Source organism: Shewanella mesophila, assembly GCF_019457515.1.
Lineage (GTDB): Bacteria > Pseudomonadota > Gammaproteobacteria > Enterobacterales > Shewanellaceae > Shewanella > Shewanella mesophila.
In genome coordinates, this window is sequence record NZ_CP080421.1 from 3,104,102 (window position 1) to 3,121,286 (window position 17,185).

The following is a 17,185-nucleotide window of genomic DNA, read 5'->3' on the forward strand; positions in this document are numbered from 1 at the left end:
TGCTTTTTATTGAGTGCGTTTACAGCTCTTCTCGTAAAAATACAGGCTCGTGCATCGAGGACTCTGCCTCACTATAATAGTAACCAGCAAGATTAAACTTAATCAGCCCATCATAATCATTAACTTCATTGTCAACTAGATAGCGAACCATCATCCCTCTCGCCTTCTTAGCAAAGAAGCTAATGACCTTATATTGACCGTTTTTCTTATCTTTAAAAATAGGCGTGATCAATTGTCCATTTAGCTTTTTAGGTTTTACAGCCTTGAAGTACTCATTAGATGCTAGGTTAACGATAATATCATCCCCCTGCTCCGCCAAGGCCTTATTAACCTGATCTGTAACAATATCTCCCCAAAATTGATAAAGGTTGCTGCCACGAGCATTAGCAAGACGAGTGCCCATCTCCAGACGGTAGGCTTGCATCAAATCGAGTGGACGCAATAAACCATACAGACCCGATAAGATCCTTAGCTGTTTTTGCGCCCGGCGTAAACTCGCTTCAGATAAACTGTCCGCATCGAGTCCCGTATAGACATCACCTCTAAACGCAAATACGGCTTGCTTGGCATTATCAGCATTAAAATCAGCAGTCCAAGAGGTAAAACGCGCGGCATTAAGACCTGCTATTTTATCACTGACTTTCATTAATGATGCTATATCTGCGGGAGTCAACTTTCTGCACTCTTGAATCAGCTCTTTACTGTGTTCCAACAAATCTGGCAGAGTATATTCTGTCGTTTTGGCGGGGGTTTCATAGTCCAACGTTTTCGCTGGAGACACTAAAATAAGCATCCGAGTTCCTTTATTTATAGCCACTTCATTAGCATCTATCATACTGTTCAAACCATAAAAAAACCACGCCTAAACGGCATGGTTTTTTAGATTACATCGATTCAATTTCTACATTAAAACTAAGTATATAGCATTAAACTTCAGGTAAGGCTTCTGTTTTATTTTGCTCTTTAGTTAACACGACTGCACTCGGTTTACCTCGCCAAATACCATCGTCTAGCCCATTAATCTCTGGGAATTCCGCGGCATGGAAGGTAGGCGTAACACCAGCTTTAATCTGTTTTTCGTAGTCTTTGATAACAGCAAATGCAACTTTAGATAACATAACAATCGCCGCGATATTAACTAAGGCCATCAACCCCATAGATACGTCGGCAAAGTTCCAAACTAATTGTAACGATGCAACAGAGCCAGCCATAACCATGGCAAGCACTAGGCCTCTGAAAACATATAATATTCTTTTACTCTTAGTTAAAAACATCACATTGCTTTCAGCATAGCTATAGTTAGCAATGATCGAAGAAAAGCAAAATAGAATAATAGCGAATGCGACAAAATAAGCAGCCCATCCACCTAACTCATTGGTCAATGCTAGCTGCAATAATCCAATCCCTTTTTGTCCTCCGGGATTATCAAGCACACCGGATAATAAGATAATTGCCGCCGATGCCGAGCAAATAACGATAGTGTCAACAAACACACCTATCATCTGCACGAAACCTTGAGATGCTGGATGGTTAGGATTTGGCGATGCCGATGCTGCAATATTGGCTGCGCTGCCCATTCCTGCTTCGTTAGAAAATAGACCGCGAGCAATACCAGCCATCATGGCCCCCATGGCGCCACCAGCGGCCTCTTCCCAACCAAATGCACTCTTGACTATATATTCAATAGCGGCAGGAACTTGCTCTAGGTTCATGACTAAAACGACCATTGCTATCGCTAAATAAGCGACTGCCATAACTGGCACGATTAGCTCTGAAGCCTTAGCAACCTTTTTCAAACCACCAGTAATAATATAAGCTGCAGCCACAACAATAATGACGCCAACGAGGGTCTTATCAAAACCGAAGGCATTATTCAAAGCGTCCGTCATGGTATTCGCTTGCGCCGCATTAAACGAAAAGCCAAATGCAATGATGAGTAATACCGAGAACAGCGTCCCCATCCAGCGTTTACCAAGGCCTCTTTCCATGTAATAGGCAGGACCACCACGATACTGTCCGTCACTATCTTTAACCTTATAAACTTGCGCCAATGTTGACTCAATAAACGCTGTCGCCATCCCTAATAACGCGATAAGCCACATCCAAAAAATCGCACCAGCACCACCGACTGTAATTGCAACGGCAACACCAGCCATATTACCCGTGCCGACTCGGGCAGCCATAGAGGTACAAAAAACCTGGAAAGATGAGATCCCATTCGTTTTCTCTCTTCCCTTGATAACTAATTTCGCACCATGTCCAAACATTCTTAACTGGATGAAACCTAAGCGCAGGGTAAATAAAACGCCAGCAGCGACCAGTACGTATATCAACACACTACCCCATAATATGCCGTTTATCGCATTTATAGCCGCTTCGACTGAATTTAATATAGATTCAAACATAGTACCTTCTAATCCCCAAAACGATGACCGAAAAACCAAAAGCTCAATAGCATCGTTGTTCTTAAATTTCCTTCCCGAATTGATCAAAGAATATCGGTAGAAATTTCTTATAAAATTATCCTTTCATGATGCCAAAACATCATGTCTACCTCATTCGACGCGACAAAATAGCATACCATCAAAAACACACCACGTGATCGGGATCACAATAAATCATTTACATGACACTGGTATCACGCAATAAAACACAAACAAACTACTGTAATAACGAGGGTAACAGGCTATTTACACCCAATTTTTTAACAGTTAACTAATTTTATGACTTTTAAAAAATAAGATATTGGACACGTTTTTGTAATAAAATTACAAATATAGTTCCTCACAGAAGATTTGATTAACTTTATGCTTACCATTAAATGGGGTTCTTTATGTCACAACAAGAGATCAGTGCACTTAAGAAATTTGTTAGAGCGACCAACTTTCTCGCCACCTCGCAAATTTACTTAAAACAAAACGTACTACACAAACGTCCTTTAGAGCACAGCGATATCAAACCTAGATTGCTAGGGCACTGGGGCACATGCCCTGGTATTAACTTCGTCTATGCTAACGTTAACCGTCTCATCGCCAAGCATAACCGATCTTTCGTATATTTAGTCGGTCCAGGCCATGGATTTCCTGCGGTACAAGCTAACCTTTTCATGGAAGGTTCATTAAGCCACTACTACCCAGAGACCATTCCATACAATGAGACAGGCATTGAAGATATCTGTAAGAAATTTTCAGCTGCGTATGGTTACCCATCACATGCCAACCCGGAAGCGCCTGGACAAATTCTAGAAGGTGGTGAATTAGGCTACTCTCTTTCAGTTGCATGGGGTGCCGTACTCGATAATCCAGATCTGATCGCTGCTTGTCTTATTGGTGATGGTGAGTCAGAAACGGGTCCATTGGCAGCATCTTGGTACGCCAACCGCCTAGTTTCTCCAAAAAATAACGGCGCAGTATTACCGATCGTTCATATCAATGGTTACAAAATCTCTGGCCCTACACGTATGGGACGTATGAGTCATGAAGAGCTAGACCTTGAATTTAGAGGCTTAGGCTACCACCCAATTATCGTTGATGATGAGCTAGAAGAAGACGTATACGTTCAAATGACTGCCGCAATGGATAAGTCATATGAAATGATCAACGACATTCAAACTCGTGCCCGTTCAGGCGAAGATGTAGTTAAACCTCGCTGGCCAGTTATCCTGTTACGCACAGCAAAAGGCTGGACTGGTACATCAGAATTTGGCGGTAAGAAACTTGAAGGTAACTGTGAATCACACCAAGTTATCGTCAACAAGTGCGCCACAGATAAAGGTCACCTAGATGCATTAGAAGCTTGGTTAGCAAGCTATAAATTTGATGAGCTATACAGCGTCAATGACAAAGGTGAGTTAATTTTTGATAAAGATATCCAGTCTTTAATACCGCCAAAAGAGCTGACTTGCGGACGTCAAAAGCTAAGTTATGGTGGCGAAATCGTTCGTGCATTAGCGCAACCAGATCTAGAAAAACTCGCTTACGGAGCTGAAACACCTCGCGGTCAACGCGGTCTATCCATGTACAAAATGGGCGAATGGATGCGTGATGCGATGAAACTCAACCGAGATCAACGTAACCTACGTATCTTCTGCCCTGACGAAACTTATTCAAATCAGCTTCAGGCCGTATTTGAAGAGACAGATCGCGCTTGGCAGTGGCCGATAGAAAGTTGGGACGAAGATATGTCTCGCGACGGTCGCGTTATTGAACTGCTTTCTGAAAACTTACTTTTTGGTATGCTTCACGGCTACACAGTAACAGGTCGTCACGCTATGTTCCCAACTTATGAGGCATTCTCACAAGTTGTATCTTCTATGGCTGACCAATACTGTAAGTATGTATACGCTAGCCAAGGTGTACACTTCCGTAAGCCTGTTCCAGCATGTAACGTTGTATTGTCTTCGCTACTTGAGCGTCAAGACCATAACGGTTACTCGCATCAGAACCCATCATTCTTAGGCGCTATGTTAGAGAAGCATCCAAAAATCATCTCTGCTTATCTACCTGCCGATGGTAACAGTACACTGGTTTATACCGAGCGTGCCTATCAAGATCGTGACAAGCTAAACATCTTAGTTGCTGGTAAGAAAGAGTTACCACAATGGTTAACTCTTGCTGAAGCTCGCCAGCAAGCTAAAGATGGCGTAATGGTTTGGGACTTTGCCTCTGATGAAAATCCAGATGTGGTACTCGTTGGCTGTGGCGACTACGTCACTCAAGAAGCAATGGCTTCACTCGTGCTGATTAGAGAACTACTACCGAAAGTGCGTATCCGTTTTGTCAGCGTAACCGAGTTGACTAGTAGCGGTCTAGGTAGCTTAGAATTCCAAAGTAAGCCATGGTTAATGGATGAGGTGTTCACTGCTGATAAAGGCGTGGTATTTAACTATCACGGCTATCCAAATACGATTAAGAAACTCGTGTTTGATTACAAAGGCAGCCACAGATTCCGTATCAAAGGTTACGAAGAGGAAGGTTCTACTACGACTCCATTTGATATGGGTGTTCGTAACGGCACTTCTCGCTACCACCTTGTTATCGATATGGCATACAAGCTATTCCAACAAGGCGTTATCGATGAAACTCAGCATGTAGGTATCACAACAGATATGCTACAACGCTTAGTCGACCACCGTAATTACATCAAGGCGAATGGCGTTGACCCAAGCAACATCGAAAACTGGGTTTGGACTCGTTAACCATTAGATAACAATTCAGCATTAAAAAGGGCTTTCGAAAGAAAGCCCTTTTTTTATCTCGCACAAAAAATGCATTCTTACCTTAAAATATGGAAAAAACATCATTTTAGTTAGATAATACTAAAGCTAGCGATAAAACCAAAGGATCCCCCCACAAAGTGCTGGCTTGTTTTTAAAGAATTAAAAACAGCATTGGGGGAAGAGATAAAATCAAAGGAATTGGAAAATGATGAACAATACATTGAAAGCTATTCTGCTTACTTCAATGCTTCCATTTGCAGCTAATGCAGCTCAAGAACTCAGCCCTTGGTATGTCGGTGGTGGTTTAGGTTTAAATAATTATGAACCTAATTGCGACCAAAAAACCATGAAGGTCTGTGGTGAAGACGAACCTTATGCCTGGGACGTTTTTGGTGGTTACCTATTTAACGACTACTTCGGTGTTGAGCTAGGCTATCGCGATCTAGGTCGTGCCGAATGGGTAGACTACTCAAATAAACTCAACGATGTTGGCGCACGCGGCATGACATTAGGTCTCGTCGGTTTCTGGCCAATTGCTGATAAGTGGAGCCTATCGGCAGAAGCTGGGGCAATGAACTACCTACTCTCAAACAACAAGCAGTGGGGCAGCGAGTATTACAGTGACAGTGGCGTCGCACCATATATTGGCGCAGGTATTGGTTATAACTTTACTGAAAACCTCAAGCTACAAGCTAAGTATCGCCGTTATGAAAACTTAGATGAAGACAAGTGGAATACCCTTGAAATGGAGAGTAACTACTATGGCCTAGAGTTAAGTTATCGTTTCGGTAGCTCAGCGCCAGCAGTAGTCCCAGCGCCAGTCACTGCAACGCCACTCGATACTGATAATGATGGCGTTGATGATGACATGGATAAGTGTGCAGACACTCCAGCAAACCATCAAGTAGATTCAAGCGGTTGTAGCATTTACAAAGAAGTGACAGAGAAACGTGATGTCGGTTCTATTCTGTTTGCCAATAACTCATCTGTTGTTAAAAGTGAATCATACGAGCGTATAGAGAAACTAGCTAACTACATGAACCAAAACCCACGTTCGACTGTCGCCATTTCAGGCCACGCTTCTAACGTAGGTAACCCTAATTACAACATGGCACTATCAGAACGTCGCGCTGCCGCTGTGGCCGATATTTTGGTAAATAAATATGGCATCAGCCAAGATCGAGTGACTTCTAAAGGTTACGGTGTAACACAACCCGTCATCGAAGGTAGTTCAGCCGAAGCTAATAAAGCTAACCGTCGTATAGAAGCGCATGTTACAGGTGTTCGCAAAGAAGCTTTAATTAAGTAGCTATCGCTTGTTCGATACTCAATATTGCTAAATGAATAAAAAATCGCTGCCCTCGCAGCGATTTTTTCCTGTAACAAGTTAAGGGGTATACTCTTAAAACAACTCAACAAAACTCGCGGAACACCAAAGTACAATCACGGGGTTCGTTTTACCGATATTTAGCAACTTTTCTGTAATTTTTTTTCAATCATGGTTGGAAATATCGGCGAAATCGCGTCTAATAGCTGTTAGTAAACAACATAACTTAAGCTGCTTCTTAAGAAGGATGTAATTTTCATGACTAATACACTAGAGCAATTCAAATCTATCACCACTATTGTTGCCGACACCGGCGACATCGAAGCCATCAAACGATACCAGCCACAAGACGCTACCACCAATCCTTCTTTAATTCTCAAAGCAGCTCAAATTCCTGAATACCAGCATTTAATTGACAACGCGATCGAATGGGCAAAGAGCCAAAGCGATGATCTAACGCAACAGATTGAAGATGCAGGTGACAAATTAGCGGTTAACATCGGTCTTGAAATCTTAAAAATTGTCCCTGGCCGTATCTCTACTGAAGTCGATGCAAGACTATCGTTCGATAAAGAGGCTTCTATTGAGAAGGCTCATAAACTAATCAAACTGTACCAAGAAGCAGGAATTGATAAATCTCGTATTCTCATTAAGCTTGCTTCTACTTGGGAAGGCATTTGTGCGGCCAAACAACTTGAACAAGAAGGTATCAACTGTAACCTCACCTTATTGTTCTGTTTTGCTCAAGCACGAGCATGTGCTGAAGCTGGGGTCTATCTAATTTCGCCATTTGTTGGACGTATTCTCGATTGGTACAAGAAAGATACAGGGCTCGATTATAGTGCAAGCGAAGATCCAGGTGTTGTGTCTGTTACCAATATCTACAACTATTATAAGCGTCATGACTTTAAGACTGTAGTGATGGGAGCGAGCTTCCGTAATACAGGAGAAATCATCGAGCTAGCTGGCTGTGATCGCCTGACCATAGGCCCAGCATTGCTTGAAGAGATGGCCAACGCTAACACGCCTGTAGTCCAGAAGCTAAAACCAGCAACTGAAATCGTGGCACCAGATGCGCCAATGACAGAAGCACAATTCCGCTGGGAGTTTAACGAAGAGCCGATGGCAGTAGAGAAGCTAGCCGAAGGTATCCGTAACTTTGCTGTAGACCAAGGTAAACTTGAGCAGATGCTAAAAGCGCAACTACAAGGCTAACGGTTGGAGATATTATGACAATGCTTACTCAAAGCTCATTCTGGTCTAAGCTAGCGGAACACAGTGCCAAGCTGCCACACATGCGGTCACTATTTGAGTCTGATCCACAGCGCTTTGACAAGATGTCAATGTCGGCATGTGGACTCTTTCTCGATTACTCGAAAAATAGAGCCGATGATGAAACTCTTAAATTACTTTTCTCTCTAGCACAGGAGAGCAACTTAACCGATAAAATAAACGCCATGTTTAACGGTGAGATCATCAATAACACCGAAAAGCGAGCAGTATTGCATACGGCACTACGCGCCAGTGCTGAGCAGACAATTATCGTCGATGGAATTAATATCGTTCCAGAAGTTAAGCAAACACAAGCTAAAATGGCTAGATTTGTCGATGCCGTCACTTCGGGGCAATGGAAGGGTTATACAGGTAAAGCGATAACCGACATTGTGGCAATAGGTATTGGCGGCTCTTTCTTAGGCCCTAAAATCGTCACCCAAGCACTACGCCCCTATTGGAATAAATCTCTTAACTGTTACTTTGTTGCAAATGTCGACGCGAGTTCTCTCTGTGAGAAGCTACGCCTTGTCGATCCAGAAACGACATTGTTCGTCATGTCTTCTAAATCATTTGGCACCCAAGAGACACTAACCAATACTCTGAGCGCTAAAGAGTGGTTCCTTAATAACGGCGGCACTCAGTCCGATGTAGCGAAACATTTTGTTGCTGTGACTTCAAATGTCACTAAAGCAACAGAGTTTGGTATGGATGCCGACAACATCTTCCCAATGTGGGACTGGGTCGGTGGACGTTATTCACTCTGGTCAGCAATAGGCCTGCCTATCGCACTGTTAGTCGGCATGGACAACTTTTATGCATTGCTAGAAGGTGCTAAAGAGATGGATGATCATTTCTTAAATGCGCCACTAGAAAGCAATATGCCAGTGATCATGGGTCTATTCTCATTGCTGTATGGCAATTTTCATCATGCCCAGTCGCATGTCGTACTCACTTACGACCATTATCTTCGTGGACTGCCTGCCTATTTCCAGCAGCTCGATATGGAGAGTAACGGTAAGTCGGTTACTATAGATGGCACTGAAGTTGACTACACTACAGGCCCTGTTATCTGGGGAGGAGAAGGTACAAATGGCCAACACGCGTATCACCAACTCATTCACCAGGGAACGGCACTCATTCCTGCAGATTTCATTCTACCATTGCAAAGCCATAACCCATTAGGCGAGCATCATGTACAATTAGCCTCAAACTGTTTTGGCCAAACTCAGGCTATGATGCAAGGGCGAACCTACGATGAAGCCTTGGCAGAATTGAGCGCTAGCAAGTTAACTGATGACGAAAAAACATTGATCGCTAAACATAAGGTAATGCAAGGCAATAAGCCTAGTAATACGATTTTGATGGACAAGTTAACACCATCAAGTTTAGGCGCCTTGATCGCCTTATATGAGCACAGAACATTTGTTCAGGGCGCAATATGGGACATCAACTCATTCGATCAGTGGGGCGTAGAATTAGGTAAAATATTAGGTAATGATGTTCTAGCGAAACTGCAAGCCAGTAAAGATTCAACCGAACTCGATGCTTCAAGCAATGGACTCATCAATATATTTAGAGCCAATCACATCTAAATGCCCCTCAAGAAAAGCCAGTTTTAACTGGCTTTTTTGTTTTTCACAGACAAGATCACCAGCCCACATCGATTTAACCACCAACTGTAGAGCAAAACCTCAGTTTTGATTCATAAAAAGTTTACCCCAACTTAACAATATTGAAACATTTCTCTTGCACCATAAATTGGAAATGTGATATTTAATTGTTGAGAAAAAATACAACAACAGGAGGTTACCATGAATCGTTTAGATTATGGTAGTGCGCTAGATGATACCATCATTGAAAGACCAAACAGTCGTTCGCGAAGCTCCAATAAGAAGCGAAAATGGCGCGAGATAGAGGCTATAAAAGAGAAACATCGTTTACTTAAAGAGCTTCAGGATATAGACAGCAACTTCGAATATGATTTTGATAATCTCCTGATGTAATACCAGAAAAAATAGCGCCTAAGGCGCTATTTTTTATTCTTCTGCTTTAGCTATATACTCTCTTAACTCTTCAAACAGGGCATTGTCATCGTCGCTAAATAGCGGATCACTAATGAGGCGCTCTTGGCATTGAGCCTCGACGACTTTCCAATCCTCATCACTCATACCCGCTTTCCATTTAGGAAAAAGCTCTGCTTCTTCGTAGATTAAATGTTCTTTCTGGATAGTAACATACTCGCGCAACGAATCACTCAACACCTCATTTTGCACAGGTACGTCGCTTAAAATTAAATTAAGCGTTGTCATCAACTGATACGAACACTCTATCAAACTTGTGTGTTCTTTCCCAAGTTGTCGCTGGATAGCTTCCTGTGGATGTTGCTGCATATAATAGTCATTTATCAAATCTTCCAAAGGATGATGACTATGTTCAGCATAACTTTGCATATACTCAATGATATCCCTAATGAGATTAAAATTTATCGCCTCTGCATTTTCCAATCTTTGCTGCTTGTTATGCAATATCTTTAACAGTATCGCGATATGTTTATGATCGTTATGAAGCCTTGTTAACATCGCCACCTCCATATTTCTGAACGCTCTAGTTACTATAGTCAATTGTTGAATATTTACTCACACTAATCTGTTCCTAGTTGAAACTACCTGACCAAGATCAAAAAAATTAACATTAATTTAGCACCTTAACTAATAATGCATACTGTAACCATTAATTAATAGCGATGCTTGGCCAATCACGCTCCTTTGCACCAAGCATTAACCACAGTCTCGTGTTACCATTGTAAATTCATTACGACGCTGGAAAAACTGCATGCCTTTATACGATTGAGTTAACTCAATAGGCCTTGCTCTCCAGTGCTCCGTTTTCATCAAACACTGTCAGTTTGCAAAATTTAACTATGTCAAAAACGCATTGGATTGGCGCACATGTAAGCGCATCTGGAGGCATTGCTAACGCCCCACTCAACGCAAAAGAGATTGGTGCGAATGCTTTTGCACTATTTACTAAAAACCAACGACGTTGGCAGGCCGCGCCACTGTGTCCTCATCAGATAGACGCCTTCCACCAAAACTGTATTGATGCGGCGATTCCTGTTGAAGCGATACTGCCTCATGACAGTTATCTGATTAACTTGGGACATCCTGGTAATGAGCAACTAGAAAAGTCACGACAAGCCTTTTACGACGAAATGGACCGCTGTGAACAGATGGGACTAAAGCTGCTAAACTTTCACCCTGGCAGCCATCTTAAACAGATAAGCGTCGATGAATGTTTGGCAAAAATAAGCGAATCTATAAACCTTGCCCTAGACCGTTCCACAAGCGTCACCGCTGTCATCGAAAATACCGCTGGGCAAGGATCTAACTTAGGCCATAGCTTTGAGCAACTCGCACAAATTATCAACGGCGTTGAAGACAAGAGTCGTGTTGGCATCTGTATTGATACCTGCCATATGTTTGCTGCAGGCTACGATCTTTCCTCTCAGGCAGCCGCAAAAAATAGCTTTGATGAATTTGATAATATTGTCGGATTCGAATATTTGAAAGCTATGCATCTCAATGACAGTAAAACCCCGTTAAACAGTCGTGTCGATAGGCATCAATCACTCGGAGCGGGTTACATTGGTAGCGAAGGATTTAGTTACATAATGACATTGCCCGCGACACAAAATATTCCGCTTATTTTGGAAACGATCGATCCAGCTATTTGGCCCCAAGAGATTAACTGGTTGCGTAACCAAGCCAAGGGCTAAATCAGGCATTTGTAGACTACTGCGAGCACTCGCGTTTGGTCGCTGTCTTCAAGATGATCGACATGCAGCCAAACAATATGAGTGCTTAATAACGCTTCACCTTGGTGCTTAGCACTGATTTTTGCCTCTTTAACGCCATACTTTCCTCTAGCAACGCCTGTAACCATAGCAAAACTGTCACAATGGGCCACCTCGAAGTCATAGGCTTCATTTATACGAGAATCGAGCTCTGGTTCGTTTGCTGCGCAGCCTGCAAACAATTCAATGACCACTAGCAAAATAATTGTTTAAACACATCACACCTGCAGAGTATATATTTGCAAAATAATGAAATTTAATCAGTTTATGAGTGATAACTATCACCTAAATGGATTCTACAAAGTTATATTTAGCAACATTCATTATAAAAAGCGCAGCAGGAAAAACCCTGTAACTAATAAGATAAAAAAATGAGCCTAGAGATGTAGGGGGATTTACAAGTTAAAAACAAAAAGAGCCAAGTAAAATAACTACTTAGCTCTTATAAATGTCGATTTACAAACCTTATAAGATTGCAAATAGATGTGCTTTTAAATCGGCAAAATTAGCGTCCATCGATGCAGACAAAATTGGCTTATCTTTCACCGCTTCCAATTCTGGCGGCAATGCAACTTTAATATCGAGTGCTTGTTCAACCACATCTTTAAACTTAGCAGGATGAGCTGTACCCAAGAAAATCCCCGCTTCTTTGTCTTCCATGGTTAACGACAAAGCTTTAGCTGCGATAGCGGCATGAGGCTCGGACAGATAACCAGCGTGATACAATTGAGCTAAAGAGTCCTGAGTATCAGACTCTGACAATCCGATGCCGGTAATATCAGCTAGACTCCACCCCATAGCTTCCACTATGGCCTCAACTCTAGGCCAGTTACTTGGCTCAGACACATCCATCGCATTCGACATTGTGGCAACTGTCTGATGAGGTAGCCAATCACCAAGGGCTAAATAACGTGGCACGGTATCGTTGCTGTTAGTTGCAGCGACAAAGCGTTTTATAGGGAGCCCCATCGCTCTTGCAAACAATCCCGCCGTAAGGTTACCAAAATTACCACTTGGTACCGCGATAACAGGATCGCAGTCATTAGTAAGCTTAAACTGTGCTACGGCCTCAAAGTAATAACAAATTTGGGCGAGTAAGCGGCTAATATTAATTGAGTTTGCCGAATTTAAATGCAGATCCTCACGAACATCACGATCCTCAAATGCCGCTTTAACTAGGTCTTGACAGGCATCAAAATCCGATTCGACTGAAACCGTATGAATATTTCGTCCTAACGTGGTAAACATCTTTTCTTGCAATAGGCTAATTTTCCCTTTGGGGTATAACACCACTACTTGGATCTTATCTAGCCCATAAAACGCATCTGCTACCGCGGCTCCGGTATCTCCAGAGGTGGCGGTTAAAATGGTAATTTTATCTTCAGAGGCCAACGCATTAAGACACTGAGCCATAAACCTCGCGCCAAAGTCCTTAAAAGCTAAGGTCGGGCCATGAAAAAGCTCTAGGCAATAGCGATTATCGTCGGCTTTAACTAAAGGCAACTCGAAGTTAAATGCATTTTCAACTAACTCATCTACCCTTTCTTGACCCAACTCTTGGGCTAACCAAGCCCCCATAATATGTTTCGAACGCTCAACAAATGGCATTGCCAGTAGTTCATCCACATTATCTAACACTGGGATCAACGTGGGGAAAAACAGCCCTCTATCGCGGCCTAATCCAAGTTTTACCGCCTCGGTAAAACTGACTTTCTGAGACGGGTGTTTTAAATTATATAGTTCCATCTTTTACGCCTTAACTGGTTAATAATGCTCAATCCACTCGACGAGTGCCTTGGGTATCAATCTGACATATATGAGAAAAACCCATACTTGGTTTTATATAGTGACTATCAAGCCATGCTTTCGCGGCTTTAGCAGTATCAAGATCATCTGTCACAGAAAACAGCGTTGGGCCACTTCCCGAGATCCCTGTCGTTAACACGCCCAGCTCGGCTAACGATTCACGCGCCAGCTCATAACCTGGGATCTCACTCGCGCGATAGGGCTCAGCAAGAACATCCTTTAATACTGCAATAGCCAATGGGGCGTCTTGCTTATAGCTGGCATGAACGAAGGCACTTAAATAGCGGCCAAAATCGATAGCCACCGATTTATCGTAAACTTCAGGCAGTAACGCGCGCATCTTAGCGGTCGATAATGAAATCCCTGGGTAAGCGACCACCCAATACCACTGTTTAAAAACAGGTAAGCCTTCGCATATTGAAGTTGGAGTATCGAGCATCAACTGCATTCCCCCTAAATAACTGGGAGCGACATTATCGTAGTGTATAGAGCCACTAATTCTCCCTTCAAACTCCCCCATTAACCTTAGCAGTGCCTGTTGATCATAGGGACGTTCAAAATATTCATTTAGCGCGTATAAAGCCGCTACAACGGAGGATGCACTGGAACCTAAGCCACTACCCACAGGCAGGTTTTTTTCCAATGTCATAGCAATACCAACATCGAGGTCTAATTGCGCTAAGAAAAATTCAGCGCATTGATAAACAATATTCTCCTTGGGATCGACAGGAAGTTTAGTGGCCCAATGTCCTGTCAATGACAAAGAGATCCCAGACGAGTTCGATTCGATGCTGACTCTGTCCCCCAAAAGAGTGCCATCGATAGGGGCTAATGCTGCACCAAGTAAATCAAACCCAACACCAACATTTCCCATCGATGCTGGGGCGTAAACTGTTAGACTCATACCCCCATCTCCCTTGTCCAGTTTAGTGTTCTTAGCAGATCGGCAAACGCTCCTGCTGCAGTCACATCTGTGCCGGCACCATATCCTCTAAGCACAAATGGAATTGGCTGATAATAACGACTGTAGAAAGCAAGTGCATTTTCACCGCCTTTAACACTATAAAGAGGGTCATTTGCATCAACCTCAACAATCTTAACTCGGCAACCTTGATCATCTATCTGACCAACATAACGAAGCACTTTCCCAGCTGCTTTCGCATCGGCGACTCGCTGCGCTATCTCTTCATCAAGCTTGGATAGATTTTGCATAAATGATTCGACATCACCGGATGAATCAAAATGAGCTGGTAAAACAGGCTCAACGAGGACATCACTCAGCTCGATTTCCATGCCCACTTCACGGGCTAAAATGAGTACCTTGCGCGCAACATCCATACCGCTAAGATCATCTCTAGGGTCCGGTTCGGTAAAACACTTTTCTCGCGCGATTTTTGTTGCCTCAGACAAAGTCATGCCCTCATCTAACATTCCAAAAATGTATGATAATGAGCCAGAAAGAATACCGTTAAACCGCTGTAATTTATCGCCAGCGAACAACAACTTTTTCAAGTTATCGATCACTGGCAAACCCGCACCGACCGTGGTTTCATAAAGGAACTGACGACGCTGCTTTAGCGCTGTTTGGCGCAGAGCGCGGTAATAGCCCAGGTCACGAGTATTGGCCTTCTTATTTGGCGTCACCACATGAAGCCCTGCGTTCATGACATCTATGTATTTGTCAGAGACATAATTACTCGAAGTACAATCAACCAATACTGGGTTTAACAGTTGCTGATCTTTGGCCCAAACCAACATTTGGTCTAAATCGCAACTTTGCTGGCTATCGGACAATAGCCCCTGCCAATGGGTTAAATCGACACCTTGGGCATCGAGCAGCATCTGTTTAGAATTAGCGATACCGCAAACTCTAATGGTGATGTGTTGCTGCTTTAACATCTCAGATTGCTGCTTAATCTGTTCGAGCAATCCTGCACCCACGTTGCCACACCCAACAAGAAACACATCGAGATAATGTTGAACGTCGAAGAAGCTTTGGTGACAAGCCGCGATGGCATGCTTAGTTTTACGCAGCTCAATGACCGCCGAAATAGAGCGCTCAGATGACCCTTGAGCAATAGCGACGATGTTAACATTTGCCTGTGCCAATGCTTGGAAAAACTTACCCGCAACCCCTTTATGGGTGCGCATGCCATCACCAATCAGTGACACTATCGCCAAATTATGGCGCATCTCTATCTCTTCAAGAATGTCACTCTTGAGCTCCAATTCGAACTCGAGCTCTAAGGCTTGGCGCACTTTGTTAGCATCTTGAGTGGCGACACAAAAACTGATGCTGTATTCAGATGAACTTTGAGTGATCAAAGATACCGACACCCCGGAGCGAGATATTGCGCCGAGCGTGCGACTCGCCATGCCGACCATGCCCTTCATCCCAGGCCCAGCAATATCAAACATGGTTTGATCATCTAAGTTTGAGATGGCCTTAACATTCAGCCCAGTCTCATCGGCTTGATTAGAGACTAAGGTACCAGGAGCCTCAGGATTAAAACTATTACGAATATAACAAGGGATATGGTACTGAGCGATAGGAGAAATCGTCTTAGGGTGAAGCACTTTTGCGCCAAAATAAGAGAGCTCCATCGCCTCTTGGTAACTAAGCTGTGTGAGTAACTTGGCATCAGGGACAACTCTAGGATCTGTGTTGTAAACTCCATCTACATCGGTCCAGATCTCACAACAACTGGCACCAATACAAGCCGAAAGCACCGCCGCAGAATAATCTGACCCATTACGACCAAGTGTTACGATACGGCCGTCTTTATCACCAGCGGTAAATCCAGGCATGACCCAAACCTGGTGAGCATCGAGTGATAAGGCTGCAAATCGTTGCTTACTAGCAACAATATCAACCACAGACTCAAGCACTTCTCCAGAACCTAAGAATAACTGCTGTGGTACTAATTGATTGGCAGAAATCGAGCGAGCTAACATTAGCTGCTCCATTAATGCTGCCGACATTTTCTCACCGCCAACTACGATTTCTGCACGAACATAATCGGGACACTCTCCCAATAAAACAACACCTTGTAACTTATCTTTCCAGAGAGAGAGTTGTTTATCTAAAACCCCTTGGAGTCCCTGCAACTGCTTTGGTGTTAATTTGTCCTCTGCGGCTTTTGCCCATAAATCATCAAATACACGTTTAACACTTTCTAGCACTGGCACAAATTCACCACCAGCGATAGCAAGATCAACCATCTCTAACAAACCATTGGTCACAGTTGCTGGCGCCGACAGCACAACAGCAATGCTTTCCTGCTGCGCACTATTGGCCACGATATCGGCTGCGCTACTAAAACGTTGCCAATTAGCAAGCGAGGTACCGCCAAACTTCATCACTTTCATATCATTCTCCTTGTACCACGCACCCTAGAAACAAAAAAGCCCGCTCCTTGGTGGGGAGCGGGCTTAAATTAATACATTTTTTGAGTATATTCAGCCGGCCCCCACGATAGTAATCGTGGTGGTTGTAATAATGGTGGTCACTACAAGATTGAGGCTAAACATTAAAATTCGCTATTAACAATTCGTTTGCATTTAAGTGGTAACAGAATTGCCTTTTTTGTGTGCAACTGTCAACCCCCTTTTAGCAACTTTATTAAAAATAGTCCTCCCAGACCAAGAATACCGTCAATGATTCCATTGTGTATTTTGATAACCAATAAAATGGTCACTACAGACA

Annotated in this window: 13 protein-coding genes; 6 read left to right on the forward strand and 7 right to left on the reverse strand. The window is 43.1% G+C overall.

The genetic code is table 11. From position 1 onward, the window contains the following. Positions 1-19: 19 nt before the first annotated feature. On the reverse strand, positions 20-793 hold the full coding sequence (gene yaaA / locus K0I73_RS13790) for a peroxide stress protein YaaA (protein ID WP_220061646.1): 774 nt from the start codon (positions 791-793) through the stop codon (positions 20-22). Between the two features lie 133 nt (positions 794-926). Further along, positions 927-2,405, reverse strand: coding sequence for an alanine/glycine:cation symporter family protein (locus K0I73_RS13795; RefSeq protein ID WP_220061647.1), 1,479 nt, complete (start codon positions 2,403-2,405; stop codon positions 927-929). 428 nt (positions 2,406-2,833) lie between these two features. Here K0I73_RS13795 and K0I73_RS13800 point away from each other — a divergent pair, with 428 nt between their 5' ends. The 5 genes from K0I73_RS13800 to K0I73_RS13820 all read left to right on the forward strand — a co-directional run bounded on the left by K0I73_RS13800 (position 2,834) and on the right by K0I73_RS13820 (position 9,823). After that, the gene (locus K0I73_RS13800; RefSeq protein ID WP_220061648.1) at positions 2,834-5,197 is read left to right on the forward strand and encodes a phosphoketolase family protein; all 2,364 of its coding nucleotides are present in this window, start codon (positions 2,834-2,836) and stop codon (positions 5,195-5,197) included. A gap of 226 nt (positions 5,198-5,423) precedes the next feature. Then, entirely contained in the window at positions 5,424-6,527 is a 1,104-nt protein-coding gene (locus K0I73_RS13805; protein WP_220061649.1) for an OmpA family protein, read from the forward strand. A gap of 276 nt (positions 6,528-6,803) precedes the next feature. Next, the gene (gene tal / locus K0I73_RS13810) at positions 6,804-7,760 is read left to right on the forward strand and encodes a transaldolase (protein WP_220061650.1); all 957 of its coding nucleotides are present in this window, start codon (positions 6,804-6,806) and stop codon (positions 7,758-7,760) included. 14 nt (positions 7,761-7,774) lie between these two features. Beyond that, positions 7,775-9,412 carry a glucose-6-phosphate isomerase gene (gene pgi / locus K0I73_RS13815; RefSeq protein ID WP_220061651.1) on the forward strand — a complete coding sequence of 546 codons (1,638 nt, stop codon included), beginning with the start codon at positions 7,775-7,777 and terminating at the stop codon, positions 9,410-9,412. A gap of 219 nt (positions 9,413-9,631) precedes the next feature. After that, complete coding sequence (locus K0I73_RS13820) at positions 9,632-9,823, forward strand: DUF3545 family protein (RefSeq protein WP_220061652.1); 192 nt, start codon at positions 9,632-9,634, stop codon at positions 9,821-9,823. 33 nt (positions 9,824-9,856) lie between these two features. Here the strand turns inward: K0I73_RS13820 and K0I73_RS13825 are convergent, their stop codons facing one another. Next, positions 9,857-10,399, reverse strand: coding sequence for a hemerythrin domain-containing protein (locus tag K0I73_RS13825; protein WP_220061653.1), 543 nt, complete (start codon positions 10,397-10,399; stop codon positions 9,857-9,859). Between the two features lie 341 nt (positions 10,400-10,740). On the opposite strand from K0I73_RS13825, the gene nfo reads away from it, so the two are divergent. After that, positions 10,741-11,595 carry a deoxyribonuclease IV gene (gene nfo, locus K0I73_RS13830; protein WP_220061654.1) on the forward strand — a complete coding sequence of 285 codons (855 nt, stop codon included), beginning with the start codon at positions 10,741-10,743 and terminating at the stop codon, positions 11,593-11,595. Here the strand turns inward: nfo and K0I73_RS13835 are convergent. The 4 genes from K0I73_RS13835 to thrA all read right to left on the reverse strand — a co-directional run bounded on the left by K0I73_RS13835 (position 11,592) and on the right by thrA (position 16,848). Continuing rightward, complete coding sequence (locus K0I73_RS13835; protein ID WP_258405194.1) at positions 11,592-11,873, reverse strand: hypothetical protein; 282 nt, start codon at positions 11,871-11,873, stop codon at positions 11,592-11,594. The genes nfo and K0I73_RS13835 overlap by 4 nt on opposite strands. A gap of 265 nt (positions 11,874-12,138) precedes the next feature. Continuing rightward, the gene (gene thrC / locus K0I73_RS13840) at positions 12,139-13,419 is read right to left on the reverse strand and encodes a threonine synthase (RefSeq protein WP_220061655.1); all 1,281 of its coding nucleotides are present in this window, start codon (positions 13,417-13,419) and stop codon (positions 12,139-12,141) included. Positions 13,420-13,447: 28 nt separating this feature from the next. Continuing rightward, positions 13,448-14,383, reverse strand: a complete 936-nt coding sequence (gene thrB, locus K0I73_RS13845; RefSeq protein ID WP_220061656.1) for a homoserine kinase — start codon at positions 14,381-14,383, stop codon at positions 13,448-13,450. Then, a complete protein-coding gene (gene thrA, locus K0I73_RS13850; protein WP_220061657.1) occupies positions 14,380-16,848 on the reverse strand; it encodes a bifunctional aspartate kinase/homoserine dehydrogenase I in 2,469 nt (822 codons plus the stop codon). Before thrA ends, thrB begins: the two co-directional genes overlap by 4 nt. Positions 16,849-17,185 lie beyond the last annotated feature (337 nt).